At 48.6% G+C, this 23,246-nt stretch carries 14 protein-coding genes and 1 pseudogene; 1 reads left to right on the top strand and 14 read right to left on the bottom strand.

What is annotated here, in order from left to right; all coding sequences use genetic code 11:
* Positions 1-375: 375 nt before the first annotated feature.
* From L0M14_RS16445 to L0M14_RS16500, 13 genes and pseudogenes are all read right to left on the bottom strand, one after another.
* Positions 376-3,642, bottom strand: coding sequence for a LamG-like jellyroll fold domain-containing protein (locus L0M14_RS16445; RefSeq protein ID WP_235117763.1), 3,267 nt, complete (start codon positions 3,640-3,642; stop codon positions 376-378).
* A 369-nt stretch (positions 3,643-4,011) separates the two neighbouring features.
* A complete protein-coding gene (locus L0M14_RS16450) occupies positions 4,012-6,897 on the bottom strand; it encodes a family 43 glycosylhydrolase (protein ID WP_235117764.1) in 2,886 nt (961 codons plus the stop codon).
* Positions 6,898-7,000: 103 nt separating this feature from the next.
* Entirely contained in the window at positions 7,001-8,365 is a 1,365-nt protein-coding gene (locus tag L0M14_RS16455; protein ID WP_235117765.1) for a LamG domain-containing protein, read from the bottom strand.
* A gap of 192 nt (positions 8,366-8,557) precedes the next feature.
* Entirely contained in the window at positions 8,558-8,686 is a 129-nt protein-coding gene (locus L0M14_RS31105; RefSeq protein ID WP_260115360.1) for a hypothetical protein, read from the bottom strand.
* 264 nt (positions 8,687-8,950) lie between these two features.
* A complete protein-coding gene (locus L0M14_RS16460) occupies positions 8,951-10,546 on the bottom strand; it encodes a response regulator (RefSeq protein WP_235117766.1) in 1,596 nt (531 codons plus the stop codon).
* Positions 10,543-11,247 carry a sensor histidine kinase gene (locus L0M14_RS16465; RefSeq protein ID WP_235117767.1) on the bottom strand — a complete coding sequence of 235 codons (705 nt, stop codon included), beginning with the start codon at positions 11,245-11,247 and terminating at the stop codon, positions 10,543-10,545. The genes L0M14_RS16460 and L0M14_RS16465 overlap by 4 nt, the downstream gene beginning before the upstream one ends.
* Before the next feature lie 4 nt (positions 11,248-11,251).
* On the bottom strand, positions 11,252-11,998 hold the full coding sequence (locus L0M14_RS16470; RefSeq protein ID WP_235117768.1) for a carbohydrate ABC transporter permease: 747 nt from the start codon (positions 11,996-11,998) through the stop codon (positions 11,252-11,254).
* Complete coding sequence (locus L0M14_RS16475; RefSeq protein ID WP_235117769.1) at positions 11,998-12,927, bottom strand: carbohydrate ABC transporter permease; 930 nt, start codon at positions 12,925-12,927, stop codon at positions 11,998-12,000. The genes L0M14_RS16470 and L0M14_RS16475 overlap by 1 nt, the downstream gene beginning before the upstream one ends.
* An 81-nt stretch (positions 12,928-13,008) precedes the next feature.
* Positions 13,009-14,355, bottom strand: coding sequence for an ABC transporter substrate-binding protein (locus L0M14_RS16480; protein WP_235117770.1), 1,347 nt, complete (start codon positions 14,353-14,355; stop codon positions 13,009-13,011).
* Between the two features lie 155 nt (positions 14,356-14,510).
* Positions 14,511-16,631 carry a type 1 glutamine amidotransferase family protein gene (locus L0M14_RS16485; protein WP_235117771.1) on the bottom strand — a complete coding sequence of 707 codons (2,121 nt, stop codon included), beginning with the start codon at positions 16,629-16,631 and terminating at the stop codon, positions 14,511-14,513.
* A 141-nt stretch (positions 16,632-16,772) separates the two neighbouring features.
* Positions 16,773-17,864, bottom strand: a complete 1,092-nt coding sequence (locus L0M14_RS16490; protein ID WP_405031089.1) for a glycoside hydrolase family 88 protein — start codon at positions 17,862-17,864, stop codon at positions 16,773-16,775.
* Between the two features lie 90 nt (positions 17,865-17,954).
* Positions 17,955-19,517, bottom strand: a complete 1,563-nt coding sequence (locus L0M14_RS16495; RefSeq protein WP_235117773.1) for a glycoside hydrolase family 43 protein — start codon at positions 19,515-19,517, stop codon at positions 17,955-17,957.
* A gap of 245 nt (positions 19,518-19,762) precedes the next feature.
* Positions 19,763-20,499, bottom strand: a pseudogene (locus L0M14_RS16500) (SDR family oxidoreductase).
* 179 nt (positions 20,500-20,678) lie between these two features.
* On the opposite strand from L0M14_RS16500, the gene L0M14_RS16505 reads away from it, so the two are divergent.
* Positions 20,679-21,581 (top strand): AraC family transcriptional regulator, encoded by a 903-nt coding sequence (locus L0M14_RS16505; RefSeq protein WP_235117774.1) that lies wholly within the window; start codon positions 20,679-20,681, stop codon positions 21,579-21,581.
* 59 nt (positions 21,582-21,640) lie between these two features.
* On the opposite strand, the gene L0M14_RS16510 is transcribed toward L0M14_RS16505, so the two are convergent.
* Positions 21,641-23,239, bottom strand: coding sequence for an amidase (locus L0M14_RS16510; RefSeq protein ID WP_235117775.1), 1,599 nt, complete (start codon positions 23,237-23,239; stop codon positions 21,641-21,643).
* Between the last annotated feature and the right edge of the window lie 7 nt (positions 23,240-23,246).

A 23,246-nucleotide genomic window follows, 5' to 3' on the forward strand; every position in this document is an offset into this window, starting at 1 on the left:
ATGATCGGCATAGCTGTAAAATGAGAGTGTAGTCAGGACAAACGCCAAAATAAATGCCATACGCTACTGCAGGGCTGTTGCCTTTCCCTCCTTTGTTCAACCAAGTCGTTCAAGTCGCTTATCAAAAATAAAAGCGGTTACACCTTAAATTGTAGCGAGATATAAGCTCGTATGCATGCAATTATCTTTACTTTTCATACGTCTATTTTTACCAATTGGCGCGAAAATTTCTAAATACAATACGTATCAAACCAATATCTGTAATTTAAAGAAAGAATAGAGAGGGAGAATATTTCTCCCTCTCTGCCTTGTTATCCTAACTCTCCATTTCCCGCTTCACACCTACATTTTCCGCGTTTTCTAAATGTACGGATGCTATTCACTTACAATCAATCGCGCCATCGCAGACAGATCCTCGATATCCACTATACCGTCACCATTCAGATCGGACGCCTTATAATCGTTCCAATCTGTATCATTCGATGTTTTCCCATACGCGTGTGCGATGATTGCCAGATCCCCGATGCTGATCTTATTATCGGAATTCACGTCCCCTGGGTTTCGAGTGATGACGGTTGCTGTGAACTCCTGCAGAGCGCTGCTAAGCGCTGACTTCGCTGCATCCAGCTGCTGCTGAGTTGCATTTGCATCCTCGGCAACCGCCTTCGCGCTATCGATCGCAGATTGCAGCTTCGCTTTGGAACCGGCAGGATATTGCCCAGCTTGATTCCCCTCTACGGCAGCATCATGCTTGGACTGAGCCTCGGCGATGAGAGCAAGAATTTGGCTCGAATCCATAACTTGGACCTGTACGCTGTGGGAATCTCCGCTCAGCTCGGTCTCCGTGCCTGATCGGTCAGCTACAATGACTTTAGACAAGCTGATTGTCGTAGTCGCCACAGCATCCGCTGCAGGTGATTTCGCTTTCCAATGTAGCTTAATCAAGTCTCCGCTGTCAGTAACTGGTTCGCCTACTTGAGCAGCAATGATCCGCACTTGTCCCGGCGTTGTCAGCGGATCACTCACAGCTAGAATCTGGAAATTGTCATTCATAGAATCCGCACCCGCAAACTCCAACAGGTCCGCATTGTAGCTAATCGTGACATCCTGCGCCATGGCCTCAGCTTCCTGCGGATTCAAGTGATAGGTCAGATCGAATGTCTGCCCGGCTTTTACCGTGTCCGCACCTTGCAAGAAGGCATCTGCCCCGCTTGTTGATTCCTTCACGGTAACGGAACCTGTAACTGTTATCGCTGTGGAGCTGTACAGCTCCTTATCCTCTGCCAAATAACTGGTTAATCCGTCCTTACCCACCCATTGATTGAGATTCGCGCCGATGGATTGAACCCGGCCGGTAATGGAATAAGTGCCCACTGTGTTCAGATCAACTTCGGATGTGTCCCAAGTAACGGGAAGCTGAGAACTACCGCGTTGATAGGCGAGGTTAACTGATGCTGTTTTCGGCAGAGCCGCAGCAAGGCCTTCAGATGAAGTTCCTTGCGCTATTTCTGTATCGCCAAGATCTTGGGATATTGCAGAAGCTGCATCAGCATTCCGAATGGCATCATATTGTGCCTTTGTTAACGAGATCACTCCGCCATGCTTCGTAGAAGGAGCCATATAGAAGCCTGCGCTGTTCAGCTGCGTCCAGCCATTATCGAGGTTTGTAGTCACCATAGGACGATAACCTGTGGAAGGGATTACATCGACATAGAGATACCATTTGTCTTCGCTATGGCTTTTGAACACAGCCGGACCCTCAACGCTGCCGTATGCAGAACCGATTTTGGTTTGAATGGTGGACCACACGGTTTCAGGCTTCCACCACTGCTTCGCATCGGTAGACTCCATATAGATGGCATTGCCACGGGAGTTATCCTTGGTGATGCGGTAGGTCTTCCCGTTATTTTGAATCATTGTCGTATCAATCGTGTTGCCATTAAAATCAACAAAGACACCGCCGTACTGGAAAGTGCTTTGCGTGAAATCGGTTGTTGCGCCCCACATGACACGGCTGTAAGTCGCATTATCATGGTTCGGGTCGTCATTTGCATAAAGCTGCGAGGACCAATACATGATGAACGCACCTTTGCCTTCGCCGTAATAATCCGGAACCCAAGTCGCTTCAGGCGCCCACATCATGCCGAGCTCAGCAACTTTGTTACCTTCTTTGTCGCGCGCTACATCGAACTGACGCATATCGCTCCAAGTGATGAGATCCTTGGACTCCCATACATTCACCTTGGTACTGTAGCTCTTCTGCCACACTCCCCAGCCCGCACCGTCACCGCCGAAAACGCGCAGATCAGTCGCAATCATGTAGTAAGTCTTCGTCTCCGGGTTATAGGTCAAATAAGGGTCGCGCACACCTGTCGTGCCCATATTGGAAGCGAGGATCGGCTTGCCGCCGTTCAGCGGATCCCACTGCTCCGGGTTATCTCCACGTGAGACGTCCAGGTAGATTTTCTCAGCATAACCGCCGGAGTCTTCAATGAAATGAACCATAAGATAGCCGTACGGGTCGGCTGCGGTCGGCACCGCGTTGACGGTGACATTCACGTCCTTGAACACGCTCACACCACGCGAGGTCATTGTCGCCGTCAAGGTGCCGGTAAGCGGACTTTCTCCAGCTGCTGGCTGAAGCGCCGTTGCAGTCACACCATCTTCCATAATGTGAACCGCCGGAGTCTTCGAGGTCCACTTGACTGTTCCGTTGTAGCTCGGCAGGGTCACTGTTGAATCTGAGATCGTTACATCTTGCACGTTATTAACCGCTTCTTGCACAGCCTGCTCAATGGAGCTCTCATGGAGCTTTGCGTCAACCTCCGAGATCTGATTCACTTCATCTGCCCCCAGGGCTCGGTCATAAATACGGAAAGAAGCTACCGAACCTTGGAACAGCACATCGTTGTACGGCGCCCTTCCGATTGTGTTCCGCGACTGATCAGCCACCTGTGCTAGCGACATGCCGCTGTCCTGCTTCTCGCCAACTTTGACACCGTCAACGTAGAATGAGATCATCTTCGTCTCAGCATCAATAACGGACGTAAGGCTGTACCAACGGTCCGCCTTCAGCGCCGAGGAAGATTGAGCCGTCTTTTCACTGCCGCCGTATTTGATCGACGTGCGAGGCGCCAGTGTGTTGGTGAACCAATACGTGTTGGTCCCCGTGTTACCGATGCTCCAAAGGAAATGGTTCTTCGTGATGATGGATGCACTAGGCTTGACCTCGATGTTTACCGTAGCAGAGGTCTTACCGCTCAAAATATCGTTAGGCAGCGACACCCACGTTCCTGTCGGACTGCTTACCGAGGTGCCCACACCAGAAAACACAAGAGCGCTGTCTTCCCATTTGGCAGTGGATTCATTCTGTACGACTGCACTGCCGACAGCACCGGCATTCGTAGCCAGGTTTGCAATCGTCTTGCCATCCTGCGGCGTTTGAGCGAACGAATAATCAGCAATAAGTCCATTCTGAGGTGCTGATGGCGTGTCCGCCGCATAGGCTTTTCCGCCCTCGCCTACTGCAAAGACTCCTGCAATCAAGGCACTCGACAATAGTACGGAGCATACTTTGTGACCAAGGCTTTTCCTTGTTCGCGTGTACGAGAAGCCGTCACGGATCATTTGTAACTCACTCATAGCAAATTCCCTCCAGGTTTCATGTTACTCTTTTTGAATTCTACTAATCCCTCATGTCTACGTTACAGAATTGCTATTTCATGGGCCTCCCCTCTAAAGCGCTTTCAACTGTTCCAAAACTTGTTGTTACATCGTGGTTAAATGCGATCTCTACTATAATCGATACGTAATGTATCCATGTAGATTCACTTTACTCCTCAGGATTGATGACCTCAATAGAAAAAATTTCGCTGAAACTTGAAATATTTACGATCTTAGGGATTGGAAGTATTCGACTAAAGAAAACCTATGAAGAGCAGGATATAAGGGGGATCTCACGATAAACAGAGGGAGAATCGCTTCTCCCCCTCATTCGTTCTACGATATGATTTAATCCTGCAGAATCAATCTAGCCACAGCCGAAATGTCAGCAATATCGATGATTCCGTCATTGTTCATGTCCGCCTTCTTGTAGATTTCGTTCCAATTTGTATCAGAAGAGGTCTTCCCATAGTAAGTAGCTACAAGCGCCAAGTCGCCGATGGAGAATCTCTGATCGTCATTCAAATCTCCAGGTGTTTGCTGTACGACTGTAACCTCTACATTGTAGCTGCTTCCCTCCACATTCGACTCCGTACCGCTGGCATCAGCTGTCATGACGTTATTCAGAGCCAATGTGCTTGTATAAGCTGTGTTCGTACTCTTCGCTTTCCAAGTCAGCTTGAACTGATCGCCTGAAGTATCCTGCTGGGAACCGATCTTAGCCGCAATGATTCTAACTTTCCCGCTCACTTCCGTGGACGTGGCAAGAATGCGCCAATCCTCACTCAGCTCGCTTGCTGAAACAAACTCAAGCTGCTGCGGATCATAGGAGACCGTCACATCCTGCGCATACACATTATTGCTCACACTGCTCAGTCCATATGTGACTTCAAACGATTGTCCGTTCATGACACTGGATGGCCCTTGTAAGGATGCCTTAGGTGTAGCTGGTACCCCAGGAATAGATACCGGAGCGATACCTTCAACGGTGACGGTTACCGGTTTAATTGTTCCATCCGCATTAAATTCCATCTTATCGATGGTTGTTTCCCGATGAGTTCCGTCCCCGCCTGGGATCGCGAATCGGTGATAGACCATGTAATAATCGTCCGTGCCTGGCACTTTGACAACAGAATGATGACCTGTGCCTTTGATACCTAAGGAAAGATCCTTTTGAAGCACAATGGATTGTTTCGTGAAAGGTCCCCATGGAGAATCGCCGATCGCATAATCAACCCGATAGTTCTCATCCCGCGTATCGTTCTCGGACCACATAAAGTAATACTTGCCGTTACGCTTGAAGACAAAAGATCCTTCGTTATACCCTGATGGCGTAATATCTTTGACTCCGCTGAGCGAAAGCATATCCTCGCTTAACTTGCCTACGTAAGCATGGCCGTTACCAAAATAAAGATAAGATTGCCCGTCGTCATCCGTGAATACAGCCGGATCAATCATTTGACCGCTTCCGTATTGTCCTGTTGCGATCATTGGCTTACCCAGCGCATCAACGAATGGTCCTGTCGGTGAGTCGGAAACCGCCACACCAATTTGGGCATCCGCGCAGAAGTAGAAGTAATACTTGCCGTTCTTCTCTTCAATCGTTGGAGCCCAAGCACGGCCTGTCGCCCATGTGGTATCCTTCGGAACATCGAAGATGACACCATGATCGGTCCAATGAACCAAATCATCGGAGGAGAAAACCTTGAACTGCGTTCCTGACCAACCGGCAAAACCGTCGGTAGTCGGATAAATATAGAACTTATTGCCGAATACGACCACGTTCGGATCCGCATACAGTCCAGGAAGAATTGGCGTATTGAGCTGATGCGCAGTTACAGTCCACGTTTGAACTTTATTATCTTGACCTGTGACGGTGTACGTGACCGGATTAGAAAAGTCTTGCGCCGACCCGGAGGCCGGACTGATGGTCGCCCCGTCTGACAGTGTAAATGTAGGAGCAAGCTGCTTCATATCGCTGCCTGACTGTACCACCATGGTAATCTTGTGACTCGTGTGATCGATCACAGCGTCCGTTTTTAACGCATCAAGCTCTACTTTATCGATCGAAGCTGTATCTCCCGATATTTCCGAAGGGGACAGCGCACGGTTATACACCTTCACATTATCGAAATACCCTTTGAAATAAGCATCTCCCGAATAGAAGGATTTGCCTAGATAAGCAAGCAGATTCGCACCTAAATCCGACATGGAAATGCTGAGATTATTGTTTTGAGCAAATAAGACACCGTCTTTATAAATCGCCATACTCGTAGGGGTCATGACAAGCTTCAGGTTCATCCACTTGCTTTTGATCGATGAAGTAGAGGCTTTTGCTTCCTGCTCCGTTGTCCAGCTCCCAGTCGTAATGGCATTACGAATTTCGGTGTCTCTTGTGCGCAGGAACATATACTTCTGATCATTTTGACCGATGGCTAGGGTAAAGAAATTGCCGGAAACGGTCTCCGCTTTAACATCCATGGAGATGGTCACGGTATTTCTCCCCTCGAAAAAGCCTTCAGGGAAGGCAGCAAACGTGCCGCTCGTTCCGTCCAAATAAAGCACTTTCGAATTCTTTTCCGCATCGGTTACGTAGGCTGCATTTCCGTTCAATGCTCCTGTATGATGATTGCCCGTAGCATCCAGGATGCTGCCGTCCGTACTGTTCTCTTCAAAGTTGTACTCTAGAATCGGACTTTGGCTCGCATCTTCATCAGGTACTTGTACCTGGCGATTCCATTTGGCCATAATGGCGTCATATTCCGCCTGAGTTACATTCAGAATCGTACCGTGCCGCTTCAGATTGCTACCAAGACTGTACTCGCTTGTCGTTAGCTTTCTAAAGTTCCCGCTGGAGAGATCCGATGTCAGTAACGGCAGGTACCCTTTCCCTGTTGCATACTGATCGACCATAAGATTCCATTCATTCCGGTCGTTAAACTTATATACCAGAGGTCCTTCCACATCGCTTCCTGTTAGCCCAATTGGCTGCAGGTCACCGATTTTGTTCCACGTGCCAAGCACTTGATCGCTTTGTTCGATGGTAATTTGGCCGTCACCTGACATCCGGTAATAATGGCCGTCCGCTTTAATCATCGTCGTATCAATAATGCCCTGCGTTCCCGGTCTGTCGATATACAATTTCGTATCTGTAAATGTGTAGAAATCTCGTGTCTTCGCGTAGTAAATGTTCGGCGGCTGCCATGCCCGTTCTCCTGCAGGCTGGATGCCCAATATACGACGTATTCGCCGGTTTTCTCATCATAGGTGGCTTCCGGTGCCCACGCATATCCCGCGTTAGGAAGTGCGACCTGCACCATCCGTGGCTGCGACCAGTTCACCAGATCGTCCGATTCCCATATGATGAGCGATTTGCTTCCGTTCTGCTGAGCATCCCCCAGCCTTTGCCGCTGGCAATTCTCAAATCCGTCGCGATAATGTAGAACTTGTCGCCCTCAGCGGAGCGCATAATGAACGGATCGCGAACCCCCTTTTCCCCAAGATCTGAGGTTAGCACCGGATTGCCGTCATTCAAATCCGTCCAATGCAAGCCATCTTCACTTCCTGCAAAATAAATCTGCTCTCCAGTCGCGCTTTCACCCGTAAAGTGGGTGAACAAATACTTCTGAAGATCCGGTTTCGCAGACTTGGCTTTCACGGTTAGGGTTATATCCTTGGTTGCACTAGCACTGCCGGATGTGAGGGTCGCCGTTAATTTCACCTGCGTATCGGCATCTTGTCTAGTTACAACACCAGGAGGCATGTTATCGTAATTGTCATTTGTGATTTCATTCAGGTTTACGACATCAGGACGATCCGTTGCCCAAGTAATTTGGGCTCCTTTGTAGCCAGTGGAAGGCAGCGTAATGTTTCCGCGAATATCGCTAGCATTCGGTATTTCCAGTTGCTGCTTCGCTTCTTCAACAAGAAGTTCGTCAGGCAATGCTTCGTTTTGCTTCACTTCCTCGGCCGATAAGGTGTAGTTATACACTTTGAAATCAGCTAATTTACCTACAAAAGCCGCGTCCGGCGTGTACAGCGATTTTCCAAGGTAGCCGATCTCGTTGGCAGCCGAGTCCGTACCCGCCGCCAAAATATCCATGACCGAATACGTATGAGCGATATTGCCAACCAGTTCCCCATTGAGATACAACGTAATGTTCCCCGGCTCAAAGGCTGCGGTAAACGTGTTATACTCACCTGACTTTAGGGTCGCATTTTGAAACAGCAGCTCCGTCGTTGCATCCTTAATGCCGAATCTAACCGATCCATTACCCTGCATAGGATTCAAAAATACGTAGTTGTTCACATTGGGCCAAGTGCCGGACTTGGTACCCAGTGTGTAAAGCCACTGTGCAGCTTTGGTACTGGTAGTAAACTTGGTTTCGATCGTAAAGGACTCACTGTTGATAAGCCCTTTGGGCAGCTTGACATACTTGGACTTGTCTCCTGTAAAGTTTAAGACGGTCGCTCCTTGGTCCTTGACAAAGTCGCTATCTTGAAAACCGACATATTCGGCATCAAGCCCATTACCGCTTACGTCTGTCAGTTTACTTCCTGCCTTTGACATATCATAATGAGCGATTAACCCGTTTGCCGCATTCGTTGTTTCGTCAGCTAGAATGATCTGTGCGGGAAGCAGCAAAAAAAGCATCAATGCCGATAACAGTACTGAAAATCCTTTTCGAACACGAGTATTCATAGTTCCCTCCTGTACTTCTTCATCATTGAATGCGCTTGCAATAGATGCGAGATCTTCCTTCTGCCATCTCCGTTAATTGTAAATTCCTTCCTCCTCCCCTTAAACCTAGCCTCATTGTATGTTCCAGATGCTGCCTTTAAAATAGAATATCTTTCCATGAAACTAGAAATTCTTATGAAGTGACGGCAGCTATTATCGGCCTCTTCTATCATTTCGTTTGAACGAAGCGTGATACTCCTCATCTTCGTCCTCATCATCAATATCTAACCCGTCAGCGACAATGGTATCATTGGAAATATCCTCCAAATCATCAACCTCCATGTTATCCCTCCTTTGAAAGCTCAAATTAAGTGCCCTGCTCTTCTTCATGAATTGGCTAAGAGATTCGCTGAAAAATAACGAATTCCTTTCTGCCGACATATGTTCTAACGTAGAGGCATTGTTCGACAATGTTAGCGAGTGAGAAGCTAGAGATGCAAATCTAAAAGGGAAGGGGTAGCCCTGGGCATCCCCTTCCCTTTGTCCGTTGATCAAGCAATGCTCATTACGAGCTTCAGCAGCTTTTCCGATCGCTGTTGACCCCCGCTACTTATCACCGCTCTGCATTTTATACTCCTGCGGAAGCTTTCCGTAGTATTTCTTGAACATATCGCTAAACTGTCTGGCGTTGTTATCCCCCACCTGCTCCGCGATTTCATACACCATCAGATCGGTTTGAAGCAGCAGCTTAACCGCCTGCTTCATTCGAACCTCGGTTAAATATTGCTTGAAGTTCATTTGAGTATGCTTTTTGAAGAAGGTGCTGAAGTAGTAGGGATTCATGAAGATTTTGGAGGCTGCCCCTTCTAAAGTAATATTATCCATATAACAGCGCTCCATATACTCTTTCACAGTGAGCAGCTGCTGAGCCTCTTTGCCAACTCCGCCAGACTCCAGACGCCTAAGCAGCCCTTCCGTAAGATCCTGAAGATACTGCTCTAGTTCCTCGTAGCGGTTAGCATTGTGCATGACAGTCAAGTGACTCTTAAGCTCTTGTCCTTCTTCAACGAGTGGAATTCCGATTTCCTCCAGTCCTACTGACCACTCGAGCAGCGTGCTGTAGCAGGCCATCACCGCTTTATCCCGGCTGCCTCCGGAAAAATCGCGTATGTTCGCAAGCAATTCAAAAAGCCGTGACTCCACAAGTGCCCGCTCCTTCGTGACCAGAGCTTGGAAAACCTGTTGTCTGGCATCGCTGAGGTCCCGCTCTGACACTTCGCTCTTCACCTGAATGTCAGACCAGGAATGAGCCCTTCCACCTTTGAAAAAGACAAGACCCATCGCCTCGCAAGCCGTCCGGTAGGATTCCTTGATTGCTTCAAGCCCGGTAGCCGTTTTTCCAATTCCGACAGAAAGCGTAATTTTCAAAAAAAGCTGTACGTTATGAATTATATTCGCAGCAAGAGCTTGCACAGCGTAATTTCCATGATGATTCACCACTGCGCAGAGACGCTCTCCTTTACGTAGGATGATCCCTGCGGCATCGGCGCACATCAATTCCTCCGCCATGTTACCAATGGCGAATAGCAGCAGCCGCTTTTCGTGTTCCCCCCAGCGGGAATTCTCTCCGGATTGCTCGGGTTCGAGCAGCATCACCGTATAATGACTGTACGTACAGCCGGAATCCAGGCTCCTGAGCTTGTCTTCGGCCTCTTCCATCCGAACATCCCCGTCCAGAAGACGGTCGAATAATTCCTCCAGCTGGGTTTTGCGGTCCTTATGCTCATACACGGCCAGCTTCGTTTTATATTGAATTCCTTCCGACTCTTCCTTTAATAGGGTTATAGCCTTGTCGACAGCGCTTAGCAGCAGCCCCTTTTCGATCGGCTTGACCAGATAGTCAACAGCACCGAGTGCAAGGGCATCCTTGGCATAGGAGAACTCCTGATACGCACTGATAAATAGGACCTTACTCCTCAGTCCCCGGCTCGTAATTTCTTTAAGCACATCAATACCGGACCCGTCGGGCATGCTAATGTCGGTAATAACCAAAGAAGGCTTTTCCCGCTCAATCAGCTCCATGAGCCCTTTACCCGTCCATGCTTCTCCTACAATACGAATACCGAGCTCCTCCCAGGGGATAAGCTTCTTTAAACCTTTAATAATAATAGGCTCGTCATCGGCCAAAACCGCAGTAATCATGGAGCTTTCACCTCTTTCATGATGGGAAGAACCATTTGTACGGAGGTTCCTATATGACGTGTGCTGTTTACCTGAATTCCGTAGTCTTGTCCATACAATCCTGTAATTCGATCATGTACGTTTTTAAGACCGATCCCTCCGGAGCTTGGATCCGATGGAACACTCCCCTGAAGTCTGCTTCTCAGCTGTTCCAGCGCAGCCCCATCCATACCGATTCCGTCATCATCCACGGTCAGTATGAATCGTCCACTCTCCTTCGCAGCTGTGAGCCGGATCGTCCCTTTACCTGATTTAGGCATAATTCCATGGTAAATCGCATTCTCTACCAACGGTTGAATGGATAGCTTCGGGAGCATACATCCCATCAACTCTCCATCCATGCGCAAATCCAAAGCCAACCGATGCTCCCCGTAACGAAGCATCATCAGGCGGAAATACTGCTCTATGTTCATTTTCTCTTCCAAGAGCGTAACATTCTCTTCCCCATAATCGAGTACATATTTTAATTGTTGGGACAAGGAGAGAATCATATCAGCTACCTCCTCATCATCATTCGCGACCGCACTCATGCGAATAACCTCCAACGTATTATACAGATAATGAGGACGGATTTGACTCTTCAGAGCCGTTAATTCCGCTTGCTTCTGTTTAATCTGAGCAACGTAAACCTCATCAATATAGCTGTTTAGACGATCCGTCATCTTGTTAAATCCGCGTGCCGGCAAACACCATATCCCACTGGGAGGCAAGCTCTCCCACAAATTTGAAAATTTCCACGATCATCGTTCGATTATTAGAATGAAGTACCAGACTCGGCATTAAGAAGTCATTCCAGATCCCCAGTCCTTGAAGAACGACCATACTTGCTGTGCAAGGTCCGAGAAGCGGAAATACGATCTGCCAAAAGGTGCGAATTCTCGAGCATCCGTCAATGGAAGCAGCTTCTTCAATTTCAGCCGGAATTCCTTTAATAAAACTGGTGTACAGCAGTACGCCCATACCAACCGAGCCCGAGATATAAATGAGGATTGGAGCGGTTAATGTACCGTAGAAGCCGAAAGTTCTCATCTCTTTGAACAAGGGGATCATATAGACCTGAAAGGGAATCATCATCCCTGATAAATAATAGATGTACACGAAGTTCGTCCATTTTTTTCCGGTACGCTCAATGGCATAAGCAGCCATGGGAATGATCAGAACCATGAAGAGAATCGATACGGTCGTCAAGATCAGGCTGTTCAGCATAGCTTTCGGAAAATCTGTCTTAGTTAATAAATATTTGAAGCTCTCCAGATACAAGCTAGACGGAAGGGCCATTGCGTTGCGCAAAATCTCTCCGTTGGATTTGAACGCTGAAATCAAACTGAAGTACACCGGGAAGAAAAACAAAACCGCCAAGACCGCTGCGACTGCAAACAGGATGATTTCCAAACCCTTTTTTGATTTATGCATTACATCTGCACCTCCCGTTTCCGAAGCAGCTTCACCTGTATTAGAGATACAATCAGGATCAGGATGAAGAGTACCAATGACAATGCCGTGCCGTATCCCTGGCGCAGCTCTCCGAATCCAACTTTATAAACAATATAGGTTAAGGTTTCCGTAGCGAATCCCGGACCTCCGTCTGTCATAACCGCGATTTGGTCAAAAATCTTCAAGGCACCGATCATCGAGAGCATCACACATACCGTCATGGCTCCGGCGAGCAGAGGGAATGTGATGTGACGAAATTGCTGCCAGCGGCTCGCTCCATCGATGGCAGCTGCTTCATGCAGCTCGGGTGGAATGCCCTGCAGACCCGCCAAGTAAATGATCATATAATACCCGGCGCCTTTCCAAACGGTCGTAATCAGGATAGCAATGAGTGCATAATTGGGATTCCCCAGCCAATCAATCTTATAAGCGCTAAGACCAATTCGGTCCAACAGCTGCGAAATGACTCCGAAGTTATAGTTGAAGATAATAGCCCACACGAACCCCATCACAATACCGCTAAGCAGTACCGGAAAATAAAAGATGCTTCGCAGCAAATTTTTGAACCAGCGAACTTGATCCACCAGCATGGCCAATATAATAGCCAATATATTCTCCAGAATAACCAAGGCAACGGATAGGATGACCGTATTCTTAAGAGCGTTATAGACCCGTTCACTGTGAAACATCTCTACAAAGTTGTCAAATCCAATGTAATGAATCTCATCGCTGACGCCATCCCAGTTCGTGAAGCTTAAGTTAAAGCTATTTAAGGTAGGATAGATGACAAATAATGTATACAAAATAAATGATGGAAGAATAAAAAGAACGGAGAAGGAGAGCCAGGTTTTCTTTTTGGCTGCCGCCTTCGTGTTGGTCGTTACTCCTAGCGTATTCGCATTCGGCATACTCTCACTCCTAAATGTACTGCTATTTGAGAAGGAGCAATCCACCCGCTTAACCTCAGTAGATTGCTCCGCTAATCCAGTCTATTTTTTGCCTGCTGCGTTCGCCTTTACGTTAGCATCCCACTCAGCATCGGCTTTCTTCATGTATTCTGCACTGAAATCACCTTTAGTGAGCCAGTCTTGAATTAATTTGTAGTACCAATTGCGCCATTGCGGAGGCATTTGATTCTCGCCCCAGAAGCTGTTGATTTGAAGTGATTTCATGGTGTTCGGATCATTCATGACTTCAAGCACACGCTTCATCTGCGGGCCGGCTTCGTAGGAGATGGCTTCTTTGGTTGTCGGAATTCCATTCACAGCTTTCATGAATTTCGTGTATTGATCTTTGGAGAAGAAGAAATGAATAAATTCCGTGATGGCTGCTTTCTTATCCGCATCTTGATTCGCGTTCTTGGAGATCGACCATCCTTGAAAGGAGTTCAAGCCGTTTACAACAATTCGCCCTTTACGGTCAGGCACCGGGTACCAGCCAAATTCGAATTTCGGATCCGCCTGAGAAATTTGCGAGAACATCCAAGGACCCGAGAATAACTCAGCGGCTTTCCCGGTTACCAGCATCGAAGCCGTTTGATTGTCCGCTGTACTCAGGAAACCTTTATCCACATAACCTTTCGCAAATAGCTCGTTGAAGTCCGTCATAGCTTGCATAGGTCCTGCATCCGTGAAGCTTACTTGACCTTTGGTCCGCTTGGAGTTCCAATCCGGATCATCCGCAAATACATCGTCCATCAGGAACTTGTTCACCCAGAAGCCCCAGTGGAAAATATCTTTGCCTCCGAAGGTTAGCGGGGTAATGCCCTTTGCTTTCAGCTTTTCTTGGATTTGAAGGAATTCATCATACGTTTTGGGCTCGGCAGTTATCCCTGCATCTGCATACGCTTTTTTGCTATAGATAATTCCTTGCGGAGCCGTCCCCACGATAGGGGCCGTCCAATTCTTGCCGTTCAATTTGGGCGCATCTTTGAATAGTTCAAGCCATTCAGCCGGCAGCTCGGCGATTTTACCCGCTTCGGAGAACAGCTGCGTGTCACGCATTTCAACGAGATCCGGGAATTCGTTAACGGCATCCTTGGTTTTAAGCCAATCCAGGTAAGACGCCATTCCACCTTCAGACAGGTCGTTGATCTTGATATTCGGATTTGCTTTGGTAAATGCCGCTACAGCATCTGCCATCGCTTGCTTGGTAGCCGGGTCACCTGTCGCATAGCCAATGGTGAACGTTACATTTTTCTTTGGCGCCGTAGAGCCTGTCGCAGCCGGGCTGGAGCTTGGCTCAGACGAGCTGCTGCCACCGCATGCGGATAAGAGGAGCGAAAGTGCCGTTACGGTGGTAACGGATACTAGCATGTTTTTTTGAATGTTTTTCATCCGTGTATAACCTCCCTATTATGTCTAACCTTGCTTACTGCCTGCTTATTAAATCCGATGCTTCAGTATCTGCACCGTTATTTGTTCCATGAATCAAGACTAACATACGCCAAAATTGTTTAGTATGCTGTTTTTTAAGCTTCATATGCAGGATTTTAAGATGTTTGCCCAGCAGGGAAGAGCTCAATAAAGACGGCGGTTCGCGGCAATAACAGATCTTCATTCACTGGGTATTGGAAGTGCCTTTGGCCAACTAATGCCTTCAAAAGGACAGGATAAGAAGAATGATTCACAACGACGATGCCATTATCAAATACTGCGGTTTCCACATTCGTTTGATGGAACCCGCAACTTGGCTTCAAATGCCGACCAATCAGATCCTTGGCGATATCGCTTTTCATCATAGGGATCGGATAAAGCTCATTATTCTTCTGTTCTAACGGAACATGTGGAGCGACTTTTGCACTGTAGGAATACCCATAGTAAAAGCCAAAGGAATACACTACACCTTTTCCCCTCGGATTGGAAACTACGCAGCCGTTCTGGTCCTTCATATAAGTTGCATGGACTTCCTCGCCTGTAAAGCTCTCAAAACAGCTCCCTTGTGGCAATCCTCCTTCGCCATACTGGATACAATCAAGCTCATGAGCAGCACCTTGTATAGACAGAGCCGATTCCACAAGCTTATCGGCAGGTCCATGCAGCAGAATGCCCCCTTGATGCACCCAATCTCTGATCCGTTTCTCAGCTTCCGAGTTTGGTTCTAGGAGATAACAATCATTCGCGCTTATAATGAGGACTTTGTAGTTGTCCAAATAATTCTTCTCAATCATGACGAGATCGATAATGTCCGCGGAATATCCGGCGTCACAGCAGGATTTAAACCAGCCCAGCAGATCCATTCTGCGTTCTTTATTCCCGTCTACAGACATCGGTTCGAATGTTGACATCGCTGATGGGAACAGGAGCGCAATATCCTTTCTTCTATTCCCTTGGATCATCGGAATAACGCGCTTTGCCCATTGATTTGCAGCAGCAAGAGAGTCTTGGAAGTCTTCGCCCATACGATGCAGAACTCCACCATCATCAAGACCGCACATTCCGTAGGAGGTATATCCTTTTGCACCGCTGGCTACAATGCTCCCAACGATTTCACAAGGAGTTACGGTTGCATAGATATCGTTATACAGAAACCTTCCCCAGTAAATTCCTCCTACAAATCCCCTGCCATCGTTCATCGCCCGCATCATGCTGTGCTGACAAGACACGATGTAAGGATCAGCATCTCCGTAAGGCGTAACAGGAACGGTGATAAAGTGAGCCGTATCCACATAGGGCGCCAAAGCATAAATATCAAGACCTCGCATGGCAGTATCCCATAGGTCACTGAAGCCTACATTTGAGAGCAGCGACCCATCAATATTCAGGAAGTAGCTCCACTGGGCCAAATTCGGACATAAGTACAAGGACTCGTCCCACTCTTTGAAACGTCTCTGCATGGACTCAAAGTACCGGCAAAGCTCTTCTTTTCTCCATTTCATATTGTCTGCCCACATGACGGCCTTAGGAGCCAATCCCGCCACATCCTCTGCGGTGTACATAGCTTCGTCTCTGTATGCCAACTCATACCAATAATCAGCTGGAGCTAAATCGGCGAACGCTGTAAACGATGTCCCATACTTTTGATTAAAAGCATGAATGTCATCATGATAAGCTCCAGATAACCAATCGACATACCTTGCGATCCCCTCCTCGTCAAAGCTAGGTGCGACAATAGGATCCCACATGCTGCAAATCGGTTTTCTGATTTGCCCGTTCACCTCGACACTTGTGCCATTCTCGCCGTATGTGGTTAACAAGCCTTGTACATGCTCCATCATGGAATCCTGCGCTTTAGATGACCAGTATCGATACCATTTTCCGTTGGAGCCGTCCGGATTCACCACTGAATCTCCATAAATAGGCGGGCTGAATCGAATATTCGGGTATAAGTTGTCGCCGTTCAAATACAAAGCCAGAAACTCATGGCTCATCCCGTGCTCTTGGAGTGTCTTGATGGTAAACTCAATCATCTTCAAGTACTGGCTCGCTTCAAGCCCCTGGTATCTGTCTCGAAAATCTTCCCAGGCCTTAGCGTCCAGAAGAAAGCTGTTAAAGCCAAGCCGCTTAGCCAATTTGACAGAATATTGCACGAAGCCCTCATCATCAAAAGCCGGTTTGTAAAAATTCCCTGCCCATACGTTGATATAAGGCTCCTTGTTGTTTTGATCAATCATATCATCCACTCCCAATGTCTCTTCTAGTTTTACCGCTTGGTTACTACCCATAGCTCCCTGTCAGATGAAAAATGAAGAAGAACCCTTCAAATGTAAGGATTCTTCAGTCTGTCGAAAAGAGGGTCTATCGAACGTCTAAAATTACCACAAATACAAATCATTGCCCTTTAGCTTAAACACGGCTTCCATGAAATAATAATCCCCATAAATAATAGGAAGGTGATGACGCCTGTTATGGTAGGATTCGGTGCCTCGCTGAATGATGCTATCGCTTGCCTGTGTCCAATCGGACCTTGCATCCAGCGTTTTCAGCAGCTTCAACGCAGCATTCAGATATACGTCCTTCTCATAGGTCCCGACTGCTTTGGCAATCTCGATTAACCCGCATGCTGCAATGGCCGCCGCTGTGTCATCCTCCCGCTTCGGCTCCAAGGGCTGGCGAAAATCCACAGGAATGACGCCGTCTTCCGGAATATTGGCCATGAAATAATGAGCAATTCGCTTGGCGGTCTGGAGATACTCTTCCTTCCCGGTATGGATATAGCTCATCATGAAGCCATAGAGAGCCCACGTCTGCCCTCTTGTCCAAGAGGAGCCCTCTTCATAGCCTTGTCCCCCGTATGTGCGGACTACCCCGCCGTGAAACGGATCAAATTCCACGATGTGATGAACGGAACCATCAGGGCGTACGAACGCCGACATTGCTGTGTCCGCATGCTTCATGGCAGTTTGCTTAAATCTTGGATCACCGGTTTCCTCCGTCGCCCAATAGAGTAAAGGGATATTAAACATACAGTCGATAATCGCCCAGCCTCTAGTATCCCCTTCGTCCAGATCGTTCCACGCACGGATGAAGCCTCCCGCCAGATTGAACCTTCCTGCTAACAGATTGGCGGCATGCAGGGCTCTTTTACGTGAAACAGGATTCTTCGTCACCTTATAATTGGCCACACTGGTAGGCAGCCACATGAAGCCCACATCGTGGTGCAAACCATAGAATTCCTCGAAGCACCGATCCAGATAGTCTTCTGAAATATTGGCGATTTCCTTATATTTGTCTTGGCCGGTCTCGTGGTGCATAAGCCACATCATGCCGCCCCAGAAGCCGTTGGTCCACCAGCAAATGCCATCTGCATCCGCACCGCTAGGATTCTCAGCTGCCCTGTCATCATGATTTCCGTTAACTGCTGTATAAGGAATTTTATATTTCGATTTTTCACTAACCCAGTCCATTTTTTTGGTGATCTTCTCAATAACGGTATGAACCCACTTGTGATCGGTTTCTTTCAGCACAGTTTACTCCCCACTTTCTGTTTTCCCTAGCTATTCGCGGTAATCAAAATCCGCATGGAGACGAGTTCCCTTTAAATCTTGCACGCATACGCCTGCGAATGCCCCTGTGAAGGAAAGCTTTCCTTGATATTCATCAGCTAAAATCCCCATGTACAGGCTAGGACCGATCGGCGTCCACGCGATCCCGTCGGCTGAATAATAAAACTGGACTTTTTCATATCGAATCGTTGCCTTCAGGTAACACCTCTCCCAGCTATGAACCGCGACATAGTCCTCCGCTTCCTCGTAGGCACCTTGATCGTTAACGATAACTGCGAGATGTTTGCCATGCTCGTCATCATAGGAGACTCTGACATAGAAGTGATCCGACTCGTCGTAATAAAGCACCAGCCCGGCCATTTGGGTAAAATCCTCGGGTTCGAATTCCAAACAGGTCTCCACCTCGCACTCGAAGCTCTCTATTCTTCGGGCGACCATACTCTGCTTATGCAAAGAATAGAGCGATTCCCGGCCATACAAACGCAAATATCCTGATCTCTCCCGAAGCGTTAGCCATGAGTCGTCAGCGGGAACCCGCAGCGTGGACCAATTCAAGCCCAGTTCTTCCTTGTCAAAATGGTCCCGCTCCGGTTGGACAGGGAATGGATGCAGCGGCAGATCCGGTGCCGGTACCTCAAGATCGGGCAGTTGCCCTCCCGATGCAAGCCGAAGCCAGCCGTCTTCTGTCCAGATGACCTTTTGGATCGATGTCTCCCTGCCTAAAGGACTTAATCCGCTGCCATCCGGCAAACTGCGGCTGCAAATGTGCACCATGTACCACTCACCGTTCTGCGTCTCGACCAAGCTTCCGTGACCGGCCTTCTGCAGAGGATGCTCCGAATGCCCGAATGAGGTAAGCAGAGGATAATACGGGTCCACCTCATAGGGTCCATCAACTTGCCGGGAACGCATCAAGGTTGCTGCATGATTCATCCCTGTTCCGCCTTCCGCCACCAACAGATAGTAATAGCCGTCTTTCTTGTAAACCATAGGCCCTTCGGTTACTCCCAGATGGGTTCCTTGTGTAACCCTTTTGACCGGACCGATCAGTTTCCGTTCCTCTGGGCTGTATTCCTGCATGATGATTCCGGCAAAGCGGTTTTTGTTCTTCCGGAAATCCCACTGCATATTGAACACATACTTTCGACCGTCTGTATCATGAAACAAGAAATGGTCAAAGCCGCTTGCATTGAGATACACCGGTTCCGACCATGGACCCTCGATGGATGGTGCGGTTGTGATGTAATTGTGCAAGTCTTTGTAAACCCCTTTACGGCAAACTACATGGGTGTAGCACAAGTAAAAAGTACCTTGATCATAGCTAAGTGACGGAGCCCAGATACCGCCGGAACTGGGAACCCCTTTTAAATCCAGCAGGCTGATCCGATCCAAAGGTCGTGCCAGCGGACGCCAATGAACCAAGTCCTTGGAATGATGAATCAGCACGCCGGGAAACCATTCAAAGGTAGATGTAGCGATATAATAGTCATCGCCGACTCGAATCGCCGATGCATCGGGATGAAAGCCTTTCAAAATTGGATTCTGAATGACCATGAGCGTTCCTTCCTTTCTGTCTTGAAGCTTTGAAAGATTATGTATTCAAGCGTACACGCTCTCACATTCGTTTAGAATGAGGTTTTTTTAGCTTCATGTGCGGAAATTTAAGTTTTTTTACATGAAAAAAAAGCATGAGCCGGTCGCTCATGCTTACATCATCGATAAATGATTCCATTACATTCTTCAATACATTCTCTCCATGTGCTGCAGACATTCTGTCCGCAGCTATTTCGCGTTATCTCCTAATTAAAGCCGCCGTTTACACGAATCGTTTGTCCCGTTATCCAACGGGCTTTGTCGCTAACTAACAGCTCAACGGCGTTCGCGATATCCTCCGGCTCTCAAGTCGTCCAAAGGCATTCATACGGCGGAATGAATCAACCAGCTCTTCGGATTTGCCATTTAAAAATAACTCCGTCGACACTTGCCCAGGCGCTATGCAGTTAATCGTAATGTCCTTCGGCCCGAATTCCTTGGCCAGCTGCCTGGTCAATTGCTCAACCGCTCCCTTGGTTGCGGCATATACACTGTACGCTGGGAGCATCGCCCCAGACACAGAGGTTGAGAAATTGATGATCGTTCCTCCTTGGGCCATATGCTTCATCGCTTGCTGACAAGCGAAATAGGTTCCTTTCACATTGACGTCAAAATGCTGGTCGAACATCTCCTCCGTCACATCCTGAATCGCTTTGCATTGCATGACGCCGGCATTATTAACCAGAATGTCCAAGCTTCCAAACCGCTCGAGCGTCTCAGCAAACATCGCTTCCACTTCGCTCACTTTGCCCATATCAGCGCGAATTGCGGCAGCTGCTCCTCCGGCCTGCTCAATAAGCTTCACGACCTCGTCGGCTTTCTCACGATTGGCAGAATAGTTAACAACCACTTTCGCACCTGACTGTGCCAGCTGAAGGGCTATCTGTCTTCCGATGCCTCGCGATGCTCCTGTAATGATGGCGACTTTTTCATTTAAATGCATGTTTATTCTCTCCTCTGGTTTCAATTTTGACTTTATGTTGTTCTCCATTGTGCGACCTTCTGGATCCATTATACCCAATATCTGTGTACCCCGTTAGAACATACCTATTTGATCCTTGCCTAATTCTCTTCGGATTCGCTAATATAAAGGAAACCATTCCCAAAGGGAGGATCGCCAACATGGATGAATCTATACGCATAGAGCAAGCCTTGCAGCAATTGGCGTTATTAATTCGCACGCATGCTCCGAGTAACGGCACACATCAAACACCTGTACCTTCTTTGATGCTTATGCATGCCACAGAGCCCTCTGAACCGTTAGAATCTGTCTATAAACCTTCCATATGTGTGGTAGCTCAAGGGGCAAAGACCGCCACATTAGCCGAAGAAACCTTTCGGTATGATCCCTCCACTTATCTGGTCACTTCTGTTGAACTTCCAATTGTAGGAAGAATTACGGAAGCCTCGTCCGACACTCCGTACTTAAGCTTAAAGCTTAGCTTTGAAGCCGACATGATTGTGGATATGATCAAGGAAAGCACCCTCACGGGGGAAGCACCTGCCGAAGCCTGTCGTGGTATCACCGTGAACAGAACGACACCTTCCCTGCTCGAGGCCATCATACGGCTCATGCAGCTATTACGTACGCCTGAAGATGCGAAGGTCCTGGCTCCGCTTGTCATTCGAGAAATTCTGTATCGAGTGCTGCAAAGCGAGCAAGGGTCCCTGTTTCGTCAATTCGCGGTTATTGGCAGCCAGGCTCACCATATTGCCCAAGCGATTCAGTTGATTAACAGGCAGTACGACCGGCCGCTCCTGATTGAACAGCTTGCGAATTCTGTAAACATGAGTACATCAGCCTTTCACAAGCATTTCAAGCGTGTCACAGCGATGAGCCCGCTGCAATACCAGAAAACCGTGCGCTTACAAGAAGCACGCCGCTTGATGTTGACGGAAACCATGCAAGCCTCCGATGCGGCCTTCCGCGTAGGCTACGAAAGTCCATCCCAGTTCAGCCGGGAATATGCCCGAATGTACGGACGACCGCCAAAGTTGGATGTTCAGAGGCTTCGCGGTTCATAGGAATCAACTAATCAGAGTAGTGCCGGCGCCGGCAACAGCACGATTCTGAACATATTAGGCTAGATGAAAAGCTTGGAATCGCCATCGTGACCGAGCTTCCCAACCGGATACTCCTCCGTCTGCATGAACTGCTCCTCCAGACATGCCATAACCGTCAACACCAGATCTTCTCGCCACGGAGGGGCGGCAACCTGTACGCCGACAGGCAGTCCGGCACTGTGTTCATCGACCTTATTTGCAGCCTGCACGGTCTTGTCGCTGCTGCGGAGGCGGGCAGCCACTTCATCCATTCGGACACGGGTTGTGCTAACGATCCCCGCAGGCATTTGCAAATAGTTGTACATCAGTGCATACGAGCCTTCATAGGACATTTGTAGGGATTGATCGTGCTGGATGGATGGTGTCAGGAATGGCGGCGAGATGAGAACATCAACTTGTTGCCGCTCCATTTCTTTAAGAAATCTTTGCCTGTAAAGCTCCTGCTGCCGAACAAGCTCGTGTCGTTCATCTTCTGTCTTTGCTCCGAGATACGGAACGATATGATGGCCCACGATTTTCTGCCCAAGTAAACGAAGGATTCCAGAAACAAACCGTTTCTTGCCTTTAGTAAGTCCGAACGATCGATGGACACCGGCTAATTGCGCCGACATTTCGTCACCATTCAACGATCGTTCAATGCCGGCTGCTCCCCCCGCCGACATGAGCGAGTAGAATTGATGAAGTGCAAATTCAGGCTCGGGCAGCACGAATTCTTTGACGATTGCGCCGCATTGTGCCAAGGCGTCGGCCGCTTCTCGAACTGTGCGTTGAAGGGCAGATGATGGAGCCAGAATGCCGTCCGTCGTATAGAAGCCAACGTGCAGCCCTTGAATAGACAGAGAGCTGGATGGTCGAATAGGCGATTGCTTCAAGTACTCCGGCGTCGAAAGAATCTCCATAGCAAGCACGAGATCCTCGACCCGCCGGGCCATCGGCCCCGTGCTCGCCATCATCGCCGCTTCCGGTAGGACGTGAACGATGCCCTCCGGTTTGCCTGAAGGCACTCGTCCTGGAGTCGGCTTCAAGCCATGGATGCCGCAAAAGTGGGACGGTGTGCGGATACTGCCGCCGACATCGGTACCAAGGCCGAGAGGCGAACCTCCGGCTGCTATGATGGCCGCTTCGCCGCCGCTGCTTCCGCCGGAGGACCGCTCCTCCGGACGCCACGGGTTGCGCACCCGTCCGTACAATGGGTTGACTGACTCGCACCCCATTAACAGCTGCATGATGTTGCTTTTGCCGATAACAATCGCCCCTGCCTGCTTGAGCAGGGCAACGCCTGGGTCGTCAGCCTGCGACAGCTTGCCCTGACGGTGCGGGAGACCCCACGTGCTGGGAGTTCCCGCGACATCAAGAGATTCCTTAACCGTCACAGGAACGCCGTGCAATGGCCCCAGCTCCCCTCCCTTAGCTGCTTGGAGATCCGCCCGCTTAGCAGCAAGCCGCGCTTCCTCAAACAGCGGAATGGCTACTGCATGTAGCACAGGATTTATTTCCATAATTCGCTCAATATGAGCTTCAACCAATTCCTGAGAAGTAAAGTATCCCTCACGAATCCCTTTGGCCATCTCAACTGCCCCCATCTGCAGCAGTTCTTTTCGATCGTTAGTTATTAGCATGATATAT

The organism is Paenibacillus hexagrammi (assembly GCF_021513275.1).
In the GTDB taxonomy this organism is placed as follows: domain Bacteria; phylum Bacillota; class Bacilli; order Paenibacillales; family NBRC-103111; genus Paenibacillus_E; species Paenibacillus_E hexagrammi.